The organism is Streptomyces sp. NPDC042201, assembly GCF_055582185.1.
In genome coordinates this window covers 363,640-378,159 of record NZ_JBVJDS010000004.1, presented here as the reverse complement: position 1 = coordinate 378,159, position 14,520 = coordinate 363,640, and the positions used below count along the sequence as shown (strand labels likewise).

The 14,520-nt window shown below is 69.1% G+C and carries 15 protein-coding genes and 3 pseudogenes; 14 read left to right on the top strand and 4 right to left on the bottom strand.

Annotation, left to right across the window (positions count from 1 at the left end):
- The first annotated feature begins 19 nt into the window (after positions 1-19).
- Positions 20-1,072 carry an ABC transporter substrate-binding protein gene (locus ACZ6MZ_RS12130; protein ID WP_469351401.1) on the top strand — a complete coding sequence of 351 codons (1,053 nt, stop codon included), beginning with the start codon at positions 20-22 and terminating at the stop codon, positions 1,070-1,072.
- A gap of 57 nt (positions 1,073-1,129) precedes the next feature.
- Here ACZ6MZ_RS12130 and ACZ6MZ_RS12125 read toward each other — a convergent pair whose 3' ends face one another.
- A complete protein-coding gene (locus ACZ6MZ_RS12125; RefSeq protein ID WP_384185764.1) occupies positions 1,130-1,714 on the bottom strand; it encodes a TMEM165/GDT1 family protein in 585 nt (194 codons plus the stop codon).
- Between the two features lie 390 nt (positions 1,715-2,104).
- On the opposite strand from ACZ6MZ_RS12125, the gene ACZ6MZ_RS12120 reads away from it, so the two are divergent.
- The 4 genes and pseudogenes from ACZ6MZ_RS12120 to ACZ6MZ_RS12105 all read left to right on the top strand — a co-directional run.
- A complete protein-coding gene (locus ACZ6MZ_RS12120; protein WP_469351400.1) occupies positions 2,105-2,731 on the top strand; it encodes a COG4315 family predicted lipoprotein in 627 nt (208 codons plus the stop codon).
- 38 nt (positions 2,732-2,769) lie between these two features.
- Entirely contained in the window at positions 2,770-3,156 is a 387-nt protein-coding gene (locus tag ACZ6MZ_RS12115; protein ID WP_389788103.1) for a cupredoxin domain-containing protein, read from the top strand.
- Between the two features lie 174 nt (positions 3,157-3,330).
- Positions 3,331-3,471, top strand: coding sequence for a nitric oxide synthase oxygenase (locus tag ACZ6MZ_RS12110; protein WP_469351398.1), 141 nt, complete (start codon positions 3,331-3,333; stop codon positions 3,469-3,471).
- Positions 3,425-3,529, top strand: a pseudogene (locus ACZ6MZ_RS12105) (nitric oxide synthase oxygenase); the annotation flags it as partial. The gene ACZ6MZ_RS12110 and the pseudogene ACZ6MZ_RS12105, both read left to right, overlap by 47 nt.
- Before the next feature lie 182 nt (positions 3,530-3,711).
- Here ACZ6MZ_RS12105 and ACZ6MZ_RS12100 read toward each other — a convergent pair.
- On the bottom strand, positions 3,712-4,029 hold the full coding sequence (locus tag ACZ6MZ_RS12100; protein WP_386878127.1) for a hypothetical protein: 318 nt from the start codon (positions 4,027-4,029) through the stop codon (positions 3,712-3,714).
- A gap of 118 nt (positions 4,030-4,147) precedes the next feature.
- Entirely contained in the window at positions 4,148-5,140 is a 993-nt protein-coding gene (locus ACZ6MZ_RS12095; RefSeq protein WP_469351396.1) for a DUF2382 domain-containing protein, read from the bottom strand.
- A 361-nt stretch (positions 5,141-5,501) separates the two neighbouring features.
- On the opposite strand from ACZ6MZ_RS12095, the gene ACZ6MZ_RS12090 reads away from it, so the two are divergent.
- The 4 genes from ACZ6MZ_RS12090 (at position 5,502) to ACZ6MZ_RS12075 (ending at position 8,625) form a co-directional block, all read left to right on the top strand.
- Entirely contained in the window at positions 5,502-6,572 is a 1,071-nt protein-coding gene (locus ACZ6MZ_RS12090; protein ID WP_389788097.1) for an NAD(+)/NADH kinase, read from the top strand.
- Positions 6,573-6,713: 141 nt separating this feature from the next.
- Positions 6,714-6,941 carry a DUF5133 domain-containing protein gene (locus ACZ6MZ_RS12085; protein WP_384334788.1) on the top strand — a complete coding sequence of 76 codons (228 nt, stop codon included), beginning with the start codon at positions 6,714-6,716 and terminating at the stop codon, positions 6,939-6,941.
- A 237-nt stretch (positions 6,942-7,178) separates the two neighbouring features.
- The gene (locus ACZ6MZ_RS12080) at positions 7,179-7,994 is read left to right on the top strand and encodes an alpha/beta fold hydrolase (protein ID WP_469351393.1); all 816 of its coding nucleotides are present in this window, start codon (positions 7,179-7,181) and stop codon (positions 7,992-7,994) included.
- Complete coding sequence (locus tag ACZ6MZ_RS12075) at positions 7,987-8,625, top strand: hypothetical protein (RefSeq protein ID WP_469351392.1); 639 nt, start codon at positions 7,987-7,989, stop codon at positions 8,623-8,625. Before ACZ6MZ_RS12080 ends, ACZ6MZ_RS12075 begins: the two co-directional genes overlap by 8 nt.
- 395 nt (positions 8,626-9,020) lie before the next feature.
- Here ACZ6MZ_RS12075 and ACZ6MZ_RS12070 read toward each other — a convergent pair whose 3' ends face one another.
- The gene (locus ACZ6MZ_RS12070; protein WP_469351390.1) at positions 9,021-9,716 is read right to left on the bottom strand and encodes a type 1 glutamine amidotransferase domain-containing protein; all 696 of its coding nucleotides are present in this window, start codon (positions 9,714-9,716) and stop codon (positions 9,021-9,023) included.
- A gap of 463 nt (positions 9,717-10,179) precedes the next feature.
- Between ACZ6MZ_RS12070 and ACZ6MZ_RS12065 the strand changes: the two are divergent.
- The 5 genes and pseudogenes from ACZ6MZ_RS12065 (at position 10,180) to ACZ6MZ_RS12045 (ending at position 14,294) form a co-directional block, all read left to right on the top strand.
- Positions 10,180-11,237, top strand: a pseudogene (locus ACZ6MZ_RS12065) (NAD(P)H-dependent glycerol-3-phosphate dehydrogenase).
- A gap of 262 nt (positions 11,238-11,499) precedes the next feature.
- The gene (locus ACZ6MZ_RS12060; protein WP_469351387.1) at positions 11,500-12,051 is read left to right on the top strand and encodes a hypothetical protein; all 552 of its coding nucleotides are present in this window, start codon (positions 11,500-11,502) and stop codon (positions 12,049-12,051) included.
- A pseudogene (locus ACZ6MZ_RS12055) lies at positions 11,961-12,200 on the top strand (ComEC/Rec2 family competence protein); the annotation flags it as partial. The gene ACZ6MZ_RS12060 and the pseudogene ACZ6MZ_RS12055, both read left to right, overlap by 91 nt.
- Before the next feature lie 175 nt (positions 12,201-12,375).
- Positions 12,376-13,221, top strand: a complete 846-nt coding sequence (locus ACZ6MZ_RS12050) for a transposase family protein (RefSeq protein WP_469351385.1) — start codon at positions 12,376-12,378, stop codon at positions 13,219-13,221.
- Positions 13,203-14,294 carry a hypothetical protein gene (locus ACZ6MZ_RS12045; protein ID WP_469351384.1) on the top strand — a complete coding sequence of 364 codons (1,092 nt, stop codon included), beginning with the start codon at positions 13,203-13,205 and terminating at the stop codon, positions 14,292-14,294. Before ACZ6MZ_RS12050 ends, ACZ6MZ_RS12045 begins: the two co-directional genes overlap by 19 nt.
- Positions 14,295-14,520: the final 226 nt, after the last annotated feature.

Here is a 14,520-nt window from a genome sequence, read left to right as displayed (position 1 = left end):
AAGCCTAAGCTAATCGACCGTGAACCGCTTCCGTGATCTCCATCTCACCCGTCTCATCAGCGGCGTTGTCGTAGCCAGCGCCCTGTCGCTCAGCGGCTGCTCCGCGAACTCGACCGCCTCCTCGGGCGGCGGTCCGGCCGAAGCCCCCTCGGCCGCGTCGACCCACACCGCGCCCCGCTCCGTGCCCAAGGGCATGGGAAGCGGCAAACCGGACGGTGAATTCCCGCGCACCGTCAGCCACTTCGAGGGCAGGACCACCATCAAGGCCGAACCCAGGAAGGTGGTGGTGATCTCCACCGGCCAGGCCGACGCGCTGCTCACGCTCGGTACGGTTCCGGCCGGCTCGACCCGGGGCGACGGCGCCGATCTCGTACCCCAATACCTCTTGGACGACTTTCCCGAGGACGCCGCTCAGCTGGCGAAGGTCGCCGACGTGGGCTCCCGTGTCGACCCCGACCTGGAGACCATCGCGAACATCGAGCCGGATCTGATCCTGATGAACACCGCCGGCAAGAACGCCAAGAGCCTCTACACCGCCCTGAGCGCCCTGGCGCCCACCGTCGCCACGCAGGGCACCGGGCTGTACTGGAAGCAGGACTTCCTGCTCGTCGCCGACGGGCTCGGCAAGACCGGGCAAGCGCAGAAGTTCCTCGACGGCTTCCACGCCGACGCCGCGCGCCTGGGCCCGTCGCTCGACAAGCCGGTGACCGTGTCCTTCCTGCGGCTGAACGGCGACCGCCTGCGGGTCTTCGGCGTGCCCTCGTTCACCGGCAGCATCGCCGAGGACGCCGGGCTCGGGCGGCCCGAGAGCCAGCGGTTCGACAAGACCTCGCAGGACATCAGCAACGAACAGCTGGACCGTGCCGACGCCGACTGGCTCTTCTACGGAGTCCAGGGCAGCGCGGCCAAGGCGTCCGCCCTGACCGGGGCGCCGCTCTGGCCGACGCTGTCCGCGGTCGCGGGCAAGACCGCGATACCGGTCGACGACGACGTCTTCTACCTCAACACCGGCCCCACGGCGGCCCGCGACGTCCTGGCCGTACTCAAGAAGGACCTCACGACGACACGATGAGGCGGACACCCGCGCAGAACCGGGCCCCGCTCCTCCCGGAGCGGGGCCCGGTGGCCGTCAGCCTATGAAGATCTCGGTGACGGACCAGATGGCGAGGCCGAGCATGCACAGGCCGCCGATGCGCTGGACGGTCTTGAGCGGGACGCGGGTGGCGATGAAGCGGCCGGCGAGCAGCGCCAGCGCGGAGACGGACATCAGGGCGGCGGCCGAACCGATGGCGGTCGACCAGGTGCCGTTGCTGGCGGCGAGGTTGGCGGTGGTGATCTGGGTCAGATCGCCCCACTCACTGATGAAGACGGCCATGAAAGCGGTGGAGTAGACGGGCCAGAAGCCGGTGACGGTCTTGCTCTCCGTGTCCTCGTCATCGTTGTCGCCTCCGCTGCGCAGCAGCATGAAGGCGCCGAAGGCGAAGAGGACGGCGGAGACGAGCTTGACGATCCAGTCGGGCAGCAGGCCGATCAGGCTGCCCGCCCCGACGGCGATGGCGACATGCACGATGAACGCCGTCGACGTACCGAACCAGACGTAGAGGGGGCGCATGCGCGTACCCATGGCCAGGGACGCGAACATGGTCTTGTCGGGGAGCTCCGCAAGGAAGATCAGCCCGAAGGCGGTGAGGATCGCCAGGGGGTCGAGATGCATTCCGGGTGGCTTTCTCTGAGGGCCGGACCCGGATCTTCGCGAAGCACCGTCAGGAGCCAGGAGGACCACTCGGCCCGGCATGACGGTGGTGCCCGCGGGACGCGGACACGTCAATGCCTGACCGAAGGTCTCGCCCGCCCGCCGGATCGGCGGGCCCGGCCACCGGGAACCCGAGGGCTCCAGTGTGTCGACGACCGGTTCGCGGGGCTACTCCCCTTCGCAGCCGCTCACAATACCCCATTCGATGAGGCCGCTGTCATCGGTGGGGGGTACGTCGGACGGCTCTGCCAGGTGGCCCGGTGCCGGGCGGTGCCGTGTAGTGGGGGGTGCGGCCGTGATCAGGCGGCCGGAGTGCTGCCCCCCGGGGTGGCCGGATCAGAGGAGTCATTGATGAGGAGCAATACCAGGACAGCCACCGCCGTGGCCACGGCCCTACTGTGCGCCGCGGCGCTCGCCGGATGTTCCGACAGCGGGAGCGGATCGTCCGTGAACGAGCAACCGGCGGACTTCGCGACAGCCTCCGGGAGCGCGTCGACCTCCCCCTCGATGAGCTCGTCCGCGCCGTCCCCGGATGCCGGGAAGGTGTCCGCCAAGACCGGGCCGCTCGGGAAGGTCCTGGTCGACTACAAGGGCCGCACCCTCTACATCTTCGAAGCGGACAAGACCACCAAGTCCACCTGCGACGGGGACTGCGCCATGGACTGGCCGCCGCTGGTCATCACCGGCAAGCCGCAGGCCGACAAGGGCGGCGTCAAGCAAAGCCTGCTGTCCACCAGCACCCGCAGCGACGGCAAGAAGCAGGTCACGTACGACGGCCACCCCCTGTACCGGTTCGAGCCCGACAAGAAGGCCGACGAGTTCAACGGCCAGGGCCTGACCGCCTTCGGCGCCAAGTGGTACGTCATCGGCACCGACGGCAAGAAGATCACCACCCCGCTCCCGAGCTCCAGCGGTTCGGCCAGCCCCAGCACCACCTCGGCGAGCCCCAGCGGCTCGGCGAGCTCCAGCAGCTACTGACCCTGAGCAGGGCCGGGGCCCGACAGCCCGGAGGGACCATGCCGCTCCCGCACCGCGCCGGACGCACACGCCTCGCGGCCGCCCTCGCCGCTGTCTGCGTCACCACCCTCGCAGGCTGTTCCGGCGGCAGCAGCTCGCCCGCGTCCACCACGCCCGCCCCCTCCGCCGGCGGGAAGGTGGAGATCACCATCGACAACTTCACGTTCATGCCCGCCGCACTGACCGTGGCCCCGGGCACGAAGGTCACGGTGACCAACAAGGACAGCGTCACGCACACGTTGACCGCCGTCACCGGCAGAGCCTTCAACACCGGCGACATCGCCGCTGGGAAGACGGCCACCTTCACCGCGCCCGCCAGAGCCGGCACCTACAGCTACATGTGCACCATCCACCCCTTCATGAAGGGCACCCTCACCGTCCGTTGACCCCTCGGAGCCGACCTGACCGAGGTGCGGCCCGGTCGAAAGCGGTCGCCATGTGACTCGTATATGCCAGTGGCCCGTGCAGAGGCGAGCATCGCCCGCAATCGGTGATCATTGAACGGCACGGGCGTTCCGCGGTGAGCGGGCGGCAAGCATTCCTGAGCAGGGCTGATCGCGGTGTTCGCCCCGGACACCGCGGAGCGTCCGGGACCGCGTATCTGGAACGAGCAGCTGATCCGGTACGCCGGCCACCGCGCCGCCGACGGAGTCGGTGCGCTTTCTGCGCCATGTGGAGGGCGAGGCACGCAAGGGCCGTGACGTACACGCCGATTGGGCCTGGATCGTGCCGCCGATGTCGGGGGCGACGACCCCCGTCTTCCACCGTACGTACGACGCGACCGAGCTTCGCCCCGGTTTCGTACATCATCCCGAGGCACTGGACCGCGCGCGGCGAATCGTTTGGCCCCGGGTCATGAGCGGGACAGGCGCAGACGGTCGGCCGCCCCGGACATACGCGGCGGGCCGGGCGGCCCGGCAGGTCCGGGGCGAGCGGTTCGGTTACTCGGCGTCGATACCGGTGATGACTGGCTCTCCGAGAGGCGCGGTCCGGATGGTGAACCCCGCTTTGTCGAGCGCGTCGCTCGCGATCCGCCGGGCCTCCTCGCCCGCCGCGTTCGAATCGTCGGCCTCGACTTCGAGCCGGACGGTGAACGTGGACTGTTCACTGTCGACGGACAGCAGGTCCAGGTCTTCGGCCGCTCCGAAGTCGGTGCCCTTCGGATCCGCGGGCCGGAGGGCACCGACCAGAATTGACCGGGCCTCGTCGGTCAGCGCCTCTTTCAGCGTGCCGGGGATCGTCACTACGTAGGTGGTCATACTCAACATTTGTCCAGCACCGCGCCCGACACACCCGTCCGCGCCCGACACACCACGGGTGCGCTCACGCCGCCGGCCACGCGTGCGTGGCCGGCGGGGCGTGGTGCCGGGGGCAGGGTCAGTGGCTGGGGCGGCCCCGCTTGTCGCCGAGGTCCTGGTCGGTGCGGCCCGGGTCGTACTCGATCTGTTCCTTGCGGACCTCGGAGGCGACATCCGTCTCCTCGGTCACCTTCTCCGTCTCCATGCGCACGCGCTCGACGGCAACGGTCTCCTTCCGGATGACCGGCTGGTCCGCGTGCAGGGTCATTTCGGTCTGGGCCTCTCCGATGATCGAGCGGCCGGCGCCGCCGGGCTCGCCGGGGGCGATCGGTTCGTGGATGACGCGGACTTCCTCGTGGCTGAGGGGTACGGACGTGGTGACGTTCTCGGTCACGACGATCTTGCGCAGCCGGGCCCGGCCGACCTCATGCTCCTCGGTGGTGATGTGCAGCTGCTCCTCCGACCGTATGAGCTCTTCGCTCTGGTGACGGGAGGCGTCCTCCTGGCTGCCACGGGCGGCGGTGCCCCTCATCCCGGCCCCCGCCCCGGCTCCGGCCATTCCCGGGGTTCCAGCGGGTGTGGTGGCGGGGTCGGGCGGCATCCCTGTGCCGGACGTCATTCCCGAGCTCGCGCCGGAGCCCTTGCCCGTCGCCGCACCCATGCCGGCGGCCGTACCGGTCCCGATGCCGGCGCTCGTCCCCATGCCGCCGCTGGTGCCGGTCTCCGTACGCGTGCCCATGCCGCCCCCCGTGCCGGTGATGCCGTAGTGCTGGTAGAGCTGCTGCTCCTGGCTGGGGTCCAGATGCTCGTCGGCGTCCAGGCGCGGTGCGTCCTTGACGGTCTCCTTGGGGTACGGGACGTGGAGGTTCTCGCCGTCGCGCCGGGCGCCGGCCAGGGGGACGAGACTCTCCTTCATACCGAAGAGACCGGTTTTCACGGTCACCCACTCCGGGCGGCTCGTGCGGTCGTCGACGTACACATGGCCGACGTTGCCGATCTTGTCGCCGTCCTGGTCGTACGCGGTCAGGCCGTTCAGCTCGTTGGGGTTGTTGAAGACGCCGTCCGCTGACATCAGCGATCACTCCTCGCGTGGGGGAAGCACGGCTGCGGGGCCGGACACTCGCGGCCAGGTCCCTCACGGTCAGTCGCGCACCCGTCCATCGCGCCTCCGTGCGGGGCTCACGGCAACCGGGGGAGAGCCCGGTCACGGCCGCGGTTCGCCGTCCGGGCAGCGCTCACCCGCATGCAGCGCACCGTCGGCACTATCCGCCATTCGGGTGAATGCCCGATCGGACGGGACCTGGGGAATCCGGCGCGCCGGGACGCCGTGGACCGCCCGCGTTCCCCGTTCTCCGGTCATCCTTGAATGAGGGAGCAGACGGAGACTGGGGGAGCAGACGGATTCCCGGAGCGGGACCGGACCGACGGAGAGCGTGGGCAAGCCTGTGGAACGTATCGGGGTCGTGGTCCACCAGGGCCGCGCGGCAGCCGTCGAGGCGGCCCGCACCGTCCACGCCTGGTGCGAGGCGCGGGGTATCCCGTGCAAGGAGATCGATGTGTGGAGGGAGCACGAACCGCGGCACGGCGGCCAGGAAGAGGCCTCCTCGGCGGGCAACCCCGACCTCGTCGTGACGCTCGGCGGGGACGGCACCTTCCTGCGCGGGGCACGGATCGCCGCCAAGAACGACGCCGCTGTGCTCGGCGTCGACCTGGGCCGGGTGGGCTTCCTTACCGAGGTGCCCGCCGAGGGGGTCACGAAGGCCCTGGACGCGGTCAACGAGGGCCGCGCGACGGTCGAGGAGCGGATGACCCTCACCATGCGCGCCTCACGCGTACTGGAGATCCCGTCGGGCATGGAGGCGCTGCTGCACTACGGCCGCGGGCCGACGCTGCCACCGCCGCACGTCCGGCCCGACACCACCGAGGGCGAGGGCTGGGGCGTGGCGCTCGATGTCACCGCCATCAACGACATCGTTCTGGAGAAGCTCGCCCGGGACCGTCAAGCGAGCCTGGGGGTCTATATCGCGGGCCGGCTCCTCGCGTCGTACTCGGCGGACGCCGTCATCGTCGCCACCCCGACCGGCTCGACCGCCTACAGCTTCGCCGCCGGAGGCCCGGTGCTCTCCCCGCACATGGACGCCGTGATCTTCACCCCGGTGGCGGCGCACATGACCTTCAACCGCACGGTGGTGGCCGCTCCCGACGAGCCGGTGGCGCTGCGGGTACTGCACCACTCCGGGCAGGTGGCGGTCAGTATCGACGGCCAGCTGCGGGGGGTGCTGGATCCGGGGGACTGGGTCGGGGTGTACGGGGCCAGGCACCGGCTGCGTCTGGTGCGGCTGGGCCCCACCGACTTCTACACCAGACTGCGCGAGCGCTTCCGGCTCACCGACGCTCCCGCCACGGCGGCCGACGGCGAGTCCTCCCCGCTCTTCCGCCCCGACAGCCCGGTGCCGTACGACCTGGCCCATCTGCGCCTGCCCCCGCCGCCGTCCCGCCGCTGACGACTCCGCCGACGGGCGTGGCCGGTTGGCGCCACGGTGATCCGTGGGGCGGACAACTCCCCTACCGTTGAAAGGGCATCAGATGACGGTCGCGGGGCATCTGATGATCGACTCTGCTCCTGCTCACCCGTGGAGACCGACGTGCTGCTGGCTCACCCCGTCATCCTGCGCAACCTGGTGAAGCGTTACGAAGCCCTGGCCGTACAGCATGCCGAAAGGGGAAGCGCCACCGCAGGCCAGGAGTTCAGGGATGTCGCCTACATGCTCTGCGTCGCCACCGGCACCAGTGATACCGACGCGGCGCTGGTCGCCGCCAGGTACCAGCTGCCCGGCGCGCGGGTGGCGGACGACTCGTCGCTGAGCGGCTGAACGCAGCCCCGTACCGCTGCCGTTCTCAGTCTCAGTCGGTCCAGTGCCGGCGGCGGAGGCTGATCAGCCGCAACTGGCGCCGCGCGACCGACGCCACACGCTCTTCCACGCCTGCCCCCTCCTCCGAACGCGGCGTCCTCGTCGAACGCCCTGAGGCTCGCGCAGCTTGAGCCGCTTCAACCGACGTGACAGTTGATCAACGGAGCCACCGCTGATCATCACGTTAGGGTGTCCGGCATGAGCCGCATAGTGTTGAACGATGCCACGATGCACTACGACGACCAGGGGCCGTCGGACGGGCTGCCGGTCGTTCTCGTTCATGGTCATCCGTTCAACCGCACGCTGTGGGCGCCGTCGGCCAAGGCACTGGAGACGGCTGGATACCGCGTGATCGCCCCGGATCTGCGCGGCTACGGCGACAGCAGCGTCACCCCCGGCAAAGTCTTCCTCTCCGATTTCGCAGACGACATCGCCGCCCTCCTCGACCACCTGGGCGTGGAGCGTGCGGTCATCGGTGGGGTATCCATGGGCGGCCAGATCACCATGGAGTTCCAGCGCCGCTACCCGCAGCGGGTGCGGGCCCTCGTGCTGTCCGACACATCCGCGCCCGCCGAGACCGAGGAGGGCAAGGAGTTCCGCAACCGCCTGGCCGATCGGTTGCTGGCTGAGGGCATGGACGGGTACGCGGGCGAGGTGATCGACAAGATGCTCGCCGCGTACAACGTCGCCGCCCTGCCGGACGTGGCGGCACACGTCCTGGGCATGATGCGCGCCACCGACCCGCAGGGCGCCGCTGCCGCCCTGCGGGGCCGAGCCGAACGCCCCGACTACCGCGACACCCTCACCGCCGTCGAGGCACCGGTCCTGATCGTGGTCGGCGTGGACGACGTCTACACCCCGATCAGCAACGCCGAGGACATCCACCACCTCATCCCGCACGCCACGCTGACCGTCATCGACTGGGCCGGTCACCTGCCCAGTGTCGAGCAGCCCGAGCAGTTCAACGCGGCGCTACTGGACTTCCTCAACACGCAGGTAGCCGACCGTGCGTGAAGCGCACCCGCTCCTCACCTTCTTCATAGACGCCGCCGACGGCCGCTTCCCGCCGGTCGACGGCCGGGTGACGGTGCTGCCGCCCCTGCCCGGGGGTCTCGAATGCTCGGTCGCCTTTACCGGTCACGCCATCATCGCCACCGCCATGACCAGCCAGGCCGTATACGCCCAGGACCCCGACGGTTTCGGCGCGTCTCTCTCCCCGGACTTCCTGCGCCACCTCGCCGGTCCCAAGGGCTGGATCGGCGTTACCGACGCCACACTCACCGCCCGCGGGACCGGCGGCACCCCACGCCTGGCGGAGCTGACCGACGCGGATGACCATTCACGTGTCCGCCACGCCCGGCAACTGCGGACCAACGTCCAGGTCTACGGTGACGACCGTGGCCTCATCACCCTGGCCGACGGCCTCGCCGGGCGACGGGAGTTGAGCATCGAACTCCACCGCACTCAGGACAGCAGCCCAGGGCACGGGCGGTCGCTCCTCGCCGATGCCCTCTCGCTGGTCCCGGAAGGCAAACCGGTCTTCGCCGCCGTTTCGCCAGGCAACGCCCGCTCCCTGCGTGCCTTCCTCGCCTGCGGTTTCACTCCCATCGGCAGCGAGATTCTGCTGCGTCCCGCGCGGGGATAACCCGCCTCGGCCGCCGAAGTCGGTCGTCTGCCGGACGACAATTACTTCGGTGCGCGGTGGTCCCTCCGAGTGCTGGACCGCACCCTCGGCGTCAGCAGGTACTTTTCGATGAAAGCGTCATAGCCGGCGTCGCGTACGCGCCGATCCTGACCCCCAAGAGCCCGCCCCGATTGCCGTGCCCGGGAGGTTCGCCTGTAACCGACTATCACCCGTGGCCACTGACAGCGCTCGATGACGAAGCTGCGGCGGAAGTACTCGCTGGGGTTGAGGTCCAGCTTGGGCATTTCCGTGGCAGCGGCCTTGGTGCGGGTGGTGAAGGCGTGTCGATTGTCGATGCGCTTGGGTACCGGTCCAAGGTGCCGCTGAGGATGAGGCGCACTCCGAAATGCCGTCCGTCAGGCGAGGACCTTCAGCAGCCGCTCACCCAGAATCGCGGCAGAGTGGGGATTCTGCCCGGTGACCAGGTTGCGGTCCTCCACCATGTACGGCTCCCAGATCGGGCCGCGGCTGTACTCGACGCCGATCTTCTCCTTCAGGTCGGTCTCCAGCAGCCACGGCGCCCTGGAGGCGATGCCGACGGCTTCTTCCTCCTCGTTGGTGAAGCAGGAAACCTTGTACCCCTTGAAGGGCGATTCGCCGTGGATCCTGGTGGCCAGCATGGCGGACGGACCATGGCACACGATGAAGAGCGGATTGCCCGAGGCGAGCTGCGCCGTCAGCAGCCTGCCCACGTCCGCGTCCCAGGCGAGGTCGGACATCGGGCCGTGGCCTCCCGGAAGGTAGACCGCGTCGTAGTCCTCAAGGCGGACGTCCGACACCTTGAGCGGCCGTCGCATCACCTCCGCGTCGCGGATGATCGCCTCCAGGTCGAGCGCCCCTTGCTCCCCGCCGGTCATCGAAGGGCGCAAGCTCATCATGTCGACGTTCGGGATCGTGCCGCCCGGCGTCGCGACAACCACCTCGTGACCGGAGTCCGTGAGCAGCTTGTACGGGTTCGCGAACTCCTCGGCCCAGTATCCGGTCGCGTACCTGGTGCCGTCCTTGAGCACCCAGTACGTCGCACCGCTCACTATGAAAAGGATCTTCGCCATCGCTCATCCGCCTCCACTCGAACAATTTGCTCCTTTTAGCCTAATCACGCACTCGATCGGGCGCATGCCCTTACGGATCCTGCTGCTGTCGATGACGCAGTTGCCCGATACGCACAGCGGTACGGGCGCATGCCGGCCCCGGACCCTGAGCGCGTCGTGATCGAGATACGTGATCGGGATATCGGTAGAACGAGCTATGGGGCAGACGGCGCTTTCCCGGCCGAAGGCCGCAGAAGCTACCGCCTAACACGCTCGCGTGCGGCAGTACGCTCCGTGACGGTCGGCAGCCATTCGACGGTCGGCTCCCCGTGACGTCCTTGAGGTCAGCGCGTAGCTGGAGGACGCTGCGGTGGGTGCGCAGGTCGCGGCGCTGAGGGTCTGCTCGACGTCATCTCGGCGCGCGGTCCTGCTGACCCTGCGCCACTCGGCGACAGCACCGGTGGCCCCCGGGGTGGCCGATAGCATGACCGGGCCACGACGGCCCCGCGTCCAGCGAGAGGACCTCACAGTGAGCCAACACCGCCCCGCCCGCGCGGCGGTGTTCTCGGCCGGGTCCTGGGGTACCGCCGTCGCCAAGGTCTTGGCCGACGCCGGCACCGACGTCACCGTGCACGCCCGCCGGGACGACATCGCCGACGCGATCAACGGCAGCCACCGGAACCCGGGCTACTTCCCGGACATCGAGCTGCCTACATCCCTGGTGGCCATGACCGATCCGGCCGCCGCACTGGACGGCGCGGACTACCTCGTGCTTTCCATCCCCGCGCAGTCCCTAAGGGCCAGCCTCGCGGCATGGGTACCGCACATCGGTCCGGACACCGCGATCGTGTCGCTGATAAAGGGCATCGAGCTTGGCACCGCGAAGCGGGCAAGCGAGGCCATCGCCGAGGTGACCGGCGTACCCGCGAACCGGATCGCGGTGATGTCGGGGCCGAACCTCGCCCGGGAGATCGTCGGCGGCCGGCCCGCCGCCGCCACCGTCGCCTGTGCGGACGAGGCTGTAGCCCGCGCCTTCCAGGCGGCCTGCCAGACCTCGTACTTCCGGCCCTACACCAGCACCGACGTGATCGGCTGCGAGCTCGGGGGCGCGGTGAAGAACGTGATCGCGCTCGCGGTCGGCATCGCCACCGGCATGCGGCTGGGCCACAACGCGGCGGCCATGCTCATCACCCGGGGCCTGGCGGAGACCACCCGGCTGGCCACGGTCCTGGGCGCCGATCCGGCCACCCTCGCCGGGCTGACCGGCATGGGCGACCTGACGGCCACCTGTCTGTTCCCGCTCTCGCGCAACCGCACCTTCGGTACCCACCTCGGCCGCGGGCTGACCGTCGCTCAGGCCGCGGCCGCCACGCGGCAGACCACCGAAGGTGTCAAGAGCGCGGAGGCGATTCTCGACCTCGCCCGCGCCCACGAGATCGATATGCCGATCACGGAGATCATCTCCGCACTGCTGCACGAGAAGATCACCTCGACGAGGCCGCCGCCGCGCTGATGCGGCGGCCCCCGAAACCCGAGCGCTGACCCCGGCGCCCCACCATGGGGCGCGCTCCCGCACCTTCACCCTCCCGTACCGGAGGCTCAGTCATGCAGGCGCCGACTGTGCTGTCCGCTGTCCAGCCCGTCGTGACCCTCGCCCTGGTGATGTGGATGGTCACCGGTTCGGACACGGTCGCATCCTGTCCGTACGGGGGGAGCAGTCCATCGTGGCTTCGTTGATCGCCAGGAACAGCGTTAGCCGACCGGTTCCGAAGACAGTTGGTGATCACCTGACTCGTGGATGTCGATGAGAAATGACGGCACTACCGGATCGCGAACGCGCGACGGCGAGCCGCCCGTCAGGGCGACTGGCCGTCCCACCCGCAGCTATGCCGTCTCCGACACCGAGTGGGCCAAATACCTCGAAGACGCCCTCGACAACGTCAAGTTCCGCAAGATCAAAGACCTTCACGAGCGCCACTCCTCAGGCGAGGAGATCGGATTCGGGCCTGGCGCTGAACGCGTCAAGGACGCCTTCGACCAGATCGGCGCCACGGTCAAGGCCCGCAACGGCGACGCCCGCACCGCCGACACGCTCTTGCGCACCACGCGGATCCACATCCGCTTCGGCATGCTCAACAACTGCACTGCCGACCAGACAAACCCTGTCGGCGCCGTCTGCCTCGAGAACGTGATCATCCCCGAAGGACACATCGGTCCTCTCGACGAACGATGCCGGCCCGACCGATGCGCGAACAGCATGATCCGCCCCCGGTCGACGTGCTCGAGGTCGCGCACCACGGCTCGCGCTTCCAGCATTCGGGGCTGCTCCACGGCGTCCGTCCCCGGCTCGCCCTGATCTCCGCGGGGCGGGGCAACCCGTACGGCCACCCCGCGCCCCGGACCGTCGACGCACTGCGCGACGGGGGAGCGAGGGTGCTGCGTACGGACACGGACGGGGCAATCGCGGTGACGGGCATGGGCGCCGGAGGGCGAGTGGTGGTGCGAGGGGCTCTGGCACAGATCTTGGGCGGTCGCGGAGCGTCACTGCGGTGTTCGATTGCAATGACCCAGATGCGCGTGAGACCGCGTACGCCTTCCCGCCTCACGGCCGGGAATGACGCTCCGTCAGCTCTGTGTTTGCCTCCTCCGGTGACCGCGGCGGCCGGTGACGGTGCTGGTCATGCAGGCAGACGCAACGTTCTGGGACTCGCTGGTGTTCGATGGCCTCGACGTGGACGTCGAGGTGGTGACCGCCGCTTTCGGCGCGGTCGATGTCATGGCCAGAGGCCGGGGAGCCAGCGCAGCATGTCCGGACTGCGGCCACCCCTCGAACCGCGTGCATGACTCCTACCAGCGCGGACTGAAGGATCTGCCGCTCGCTGGGCAGAGCGTTGTGATCCATCTGACGGTCCGGCGTTTCATCTGTGGCACGGACAACTGCCCGCGGCGCACCTTCGCCGAGCCGTTCGCGCAGTTGACCGCCCCGTACGCACGCTTCACTACGCGGCTCGGCCACGTCTTGGAGCGTGTCGGGCTGGCCCTTGCCGGACGGGCAGGTGCTCGGCTGACCGCCCAACTGGGTTTTCAGGTGGGACGGATGACCCTGCTGCGCAGGGTCATGGCGCTGCCCGACCCGCAGCCCAGCACGCCGCGCGTGCTGGGGGTGGATGACTTCGCCACCCGCCGTGGGCAGACCTATTCCACAGTGTTGACCTGCGGAGAGACTCATCGCGTGGTGGACGTGCTCCCGACGCGCGACTCGGGACCGTTGGCCGCGTGGCTGGCCGCTCACCCGGGCGTGGCGATCATCTGCCGGGACCGGGGGCGCCTATGCCGAGGGTGCGCGGCTCGGCGCTCCCACCGCGATCCAGGTCGCCGATCGGTTCCATCTGTGGCAGGGCATCGGCCGAGCGGTGGATACCTGCGTCGCCGCCCATCGCGCATGCCTGAATGGGCCAACACCACCAACGAGGGCGGACGTTGGAGCATCGGCCAACGATTCGGCGCGTGGCGGACCGGACCTTGATGGTCGTCGGGCCCAGCGCAAGAAGGCCGCGCACGCCCTGGTCCACGAACTGCTCGCTCAGGGGCACTCGCGCCGGGCGAATCGCCCGGCATCTGGACTGGGGACTGAACACCGTGCTGCGATATGCACGTGCGGCCACCTGGCAGGACACCCTCTGGGAGAACCGTCGCCGGCTCAGTCGTCTGGACCTCTACAAGCCCTATCTGGAGCGGCGGTTCGCCGAGGGATGCACGAACGTCACTCGCCTGCATGGCGAACTGATCGCCGACAACGCCCCCGTCACCTACCAGATGGTCCGCGCCTACATCGCCGCCCTGCGCGCCACGCCGCCGCAGGCGGCATCTCCTCCGCCAACGGTGCGGCGGGTCACCGGCTGGCTCACCCGCCACCCCGCAACGCTGAGCGAGGACGAGCGCGCCGCGCTCAAGGACGTCCTGGCACGCTGTCCCGAACTAGATGCCGCGGCCGAGCACGTCCGGGGTTTCGGCGAGATTCTCACCCACCGCCTCGGGTCCACGCTTACCGCACGGATCGACGCCGTCGACGCCAGCCAACTGCCGGGCCTCACCAACTTTGCCCTCTACCTGCTCCGAGACCTCGACGCGGTGACCGCCGGCCTCACCCTGCACTGGAGTTCTGGCGGCACAGAAGGTGGTTCTTCCACGACACGGACGACGAACTCGACCGCTGGGCCAACGGCCTTGGCCACCAGGAAATCCGGACGATCATCCGCAACTTCCATCCCACGGAAATCAGGGTCTACCAAGAACGGGTGTGATCACAGCAGCGAAGCGACTGGCCTGGTGACCCTCCGCGACCGCTCGCAAAGATCTGTGCCAGAGCCCAGTTCACACGTACAAAGCCAGTCTGTACCCTTCGTCCATGAGATGTCGCGTCCGCGCCCCCTCCTGGAGGGTGCTGCTATGCCTCGCGGCCGTTGTCCTTGCGATGCCGGGCTGGTACGCGACCCGCACCGTGCGGCCACACTGCGCGATCACCGTCAGCGCCCCTCCAACCGACAGCCGCGGGAACCCGCTGCTGACCACCGTGAACTGGAAGCGACGGACTGCTGAGCAACGCACCGATGCGGCCTACTGGTTCGCGGTTGGCACGGGCCGCTGCAAGTCGCCTGAACCTCGCTGGCGTCAGTGGATCGGCTGAGTCTGTCAGACGGCGGGGCGTACGCGGTCTCACGAACGAGCAGCCAACCCACAATCAAACACCGCGGTGACGCTCCGCGACCGCTCCCCAAGATCTGTGCCAGAGCCGGTGCGAGGGGAGCGTGAGTGCTTGTAGGCC

Excerpts from the sequence above, each read along its gene's own strand:
- ACZ6MZ_RS12070 (WP_469351390.1), bottom strand. The coding sequence starts at position 9,716 with ATGGCGAAGATCCTTTTCATAGTGAGCGGTGCGACGTACTGGGTGCTC.
- ACZ6MZ_RS12115 (WP_389788103.1), top strand. The coding sequence starts at position 2,770 with ATGCCGCTCCCGCACCGCGCCGGACGCACACGCCTCGCGGCCGCCCTC.
- ACZ6MZ_RS12125 (WP_384185764.1), bottom strand. The coding sequence starts at position 1,714 with ATGCATCTCGACCCCCTGGCGATCCTCACCGCCTTCGGGCTGATCTTC.
- ACZ6MZ_RS12100 (WP_386878127.1), bottom strand. The coding sequence starts at position 4,029 with ATGACCACCTACGTAGTGACGATCCCCGGCACGCTGAAAGAGGCGCTG.
- ACZ6MZ_RS12120 (WP_469351400.1), top strand. The coding sequence starts at position 2,105 with ATGAGGAGCAATACCAGGACAGCCACCGCCGTGGCCACGGCCCTACTG.
- ACZ6MZ_RS12080 (WP_469351393.1), top strand. The coding sequence starts at position 7,179 with ATGAGCCGCATAGTGTTGAACGATGCCACGATGCACTACGACGACCAG.
- ACZ6MZ_RS12060 (WP_469351387.1), top strand. The coding sequence starts at position 11,500 with ATGAGAAATGACGGCACTACCGGATCGCGAACGCGCGACGGCGAGCCG.
- ACZ6MZ_RS12050 (WP_469351385.1), top strand. The coding sequence starts at position 12,376 with ATGCAGGCAGACGCAACGTTCTGGGACTCGCTGGTGTTCGATGGCCTC.
- ACZ6MZ_RS12095 (WP_469351396.1), bottom strand. The coding sequence starts at position 5,140 with ATGTCAGCGGACGGCGTCTTCAACAACCCCAACGAGCTGAACGGCCTG.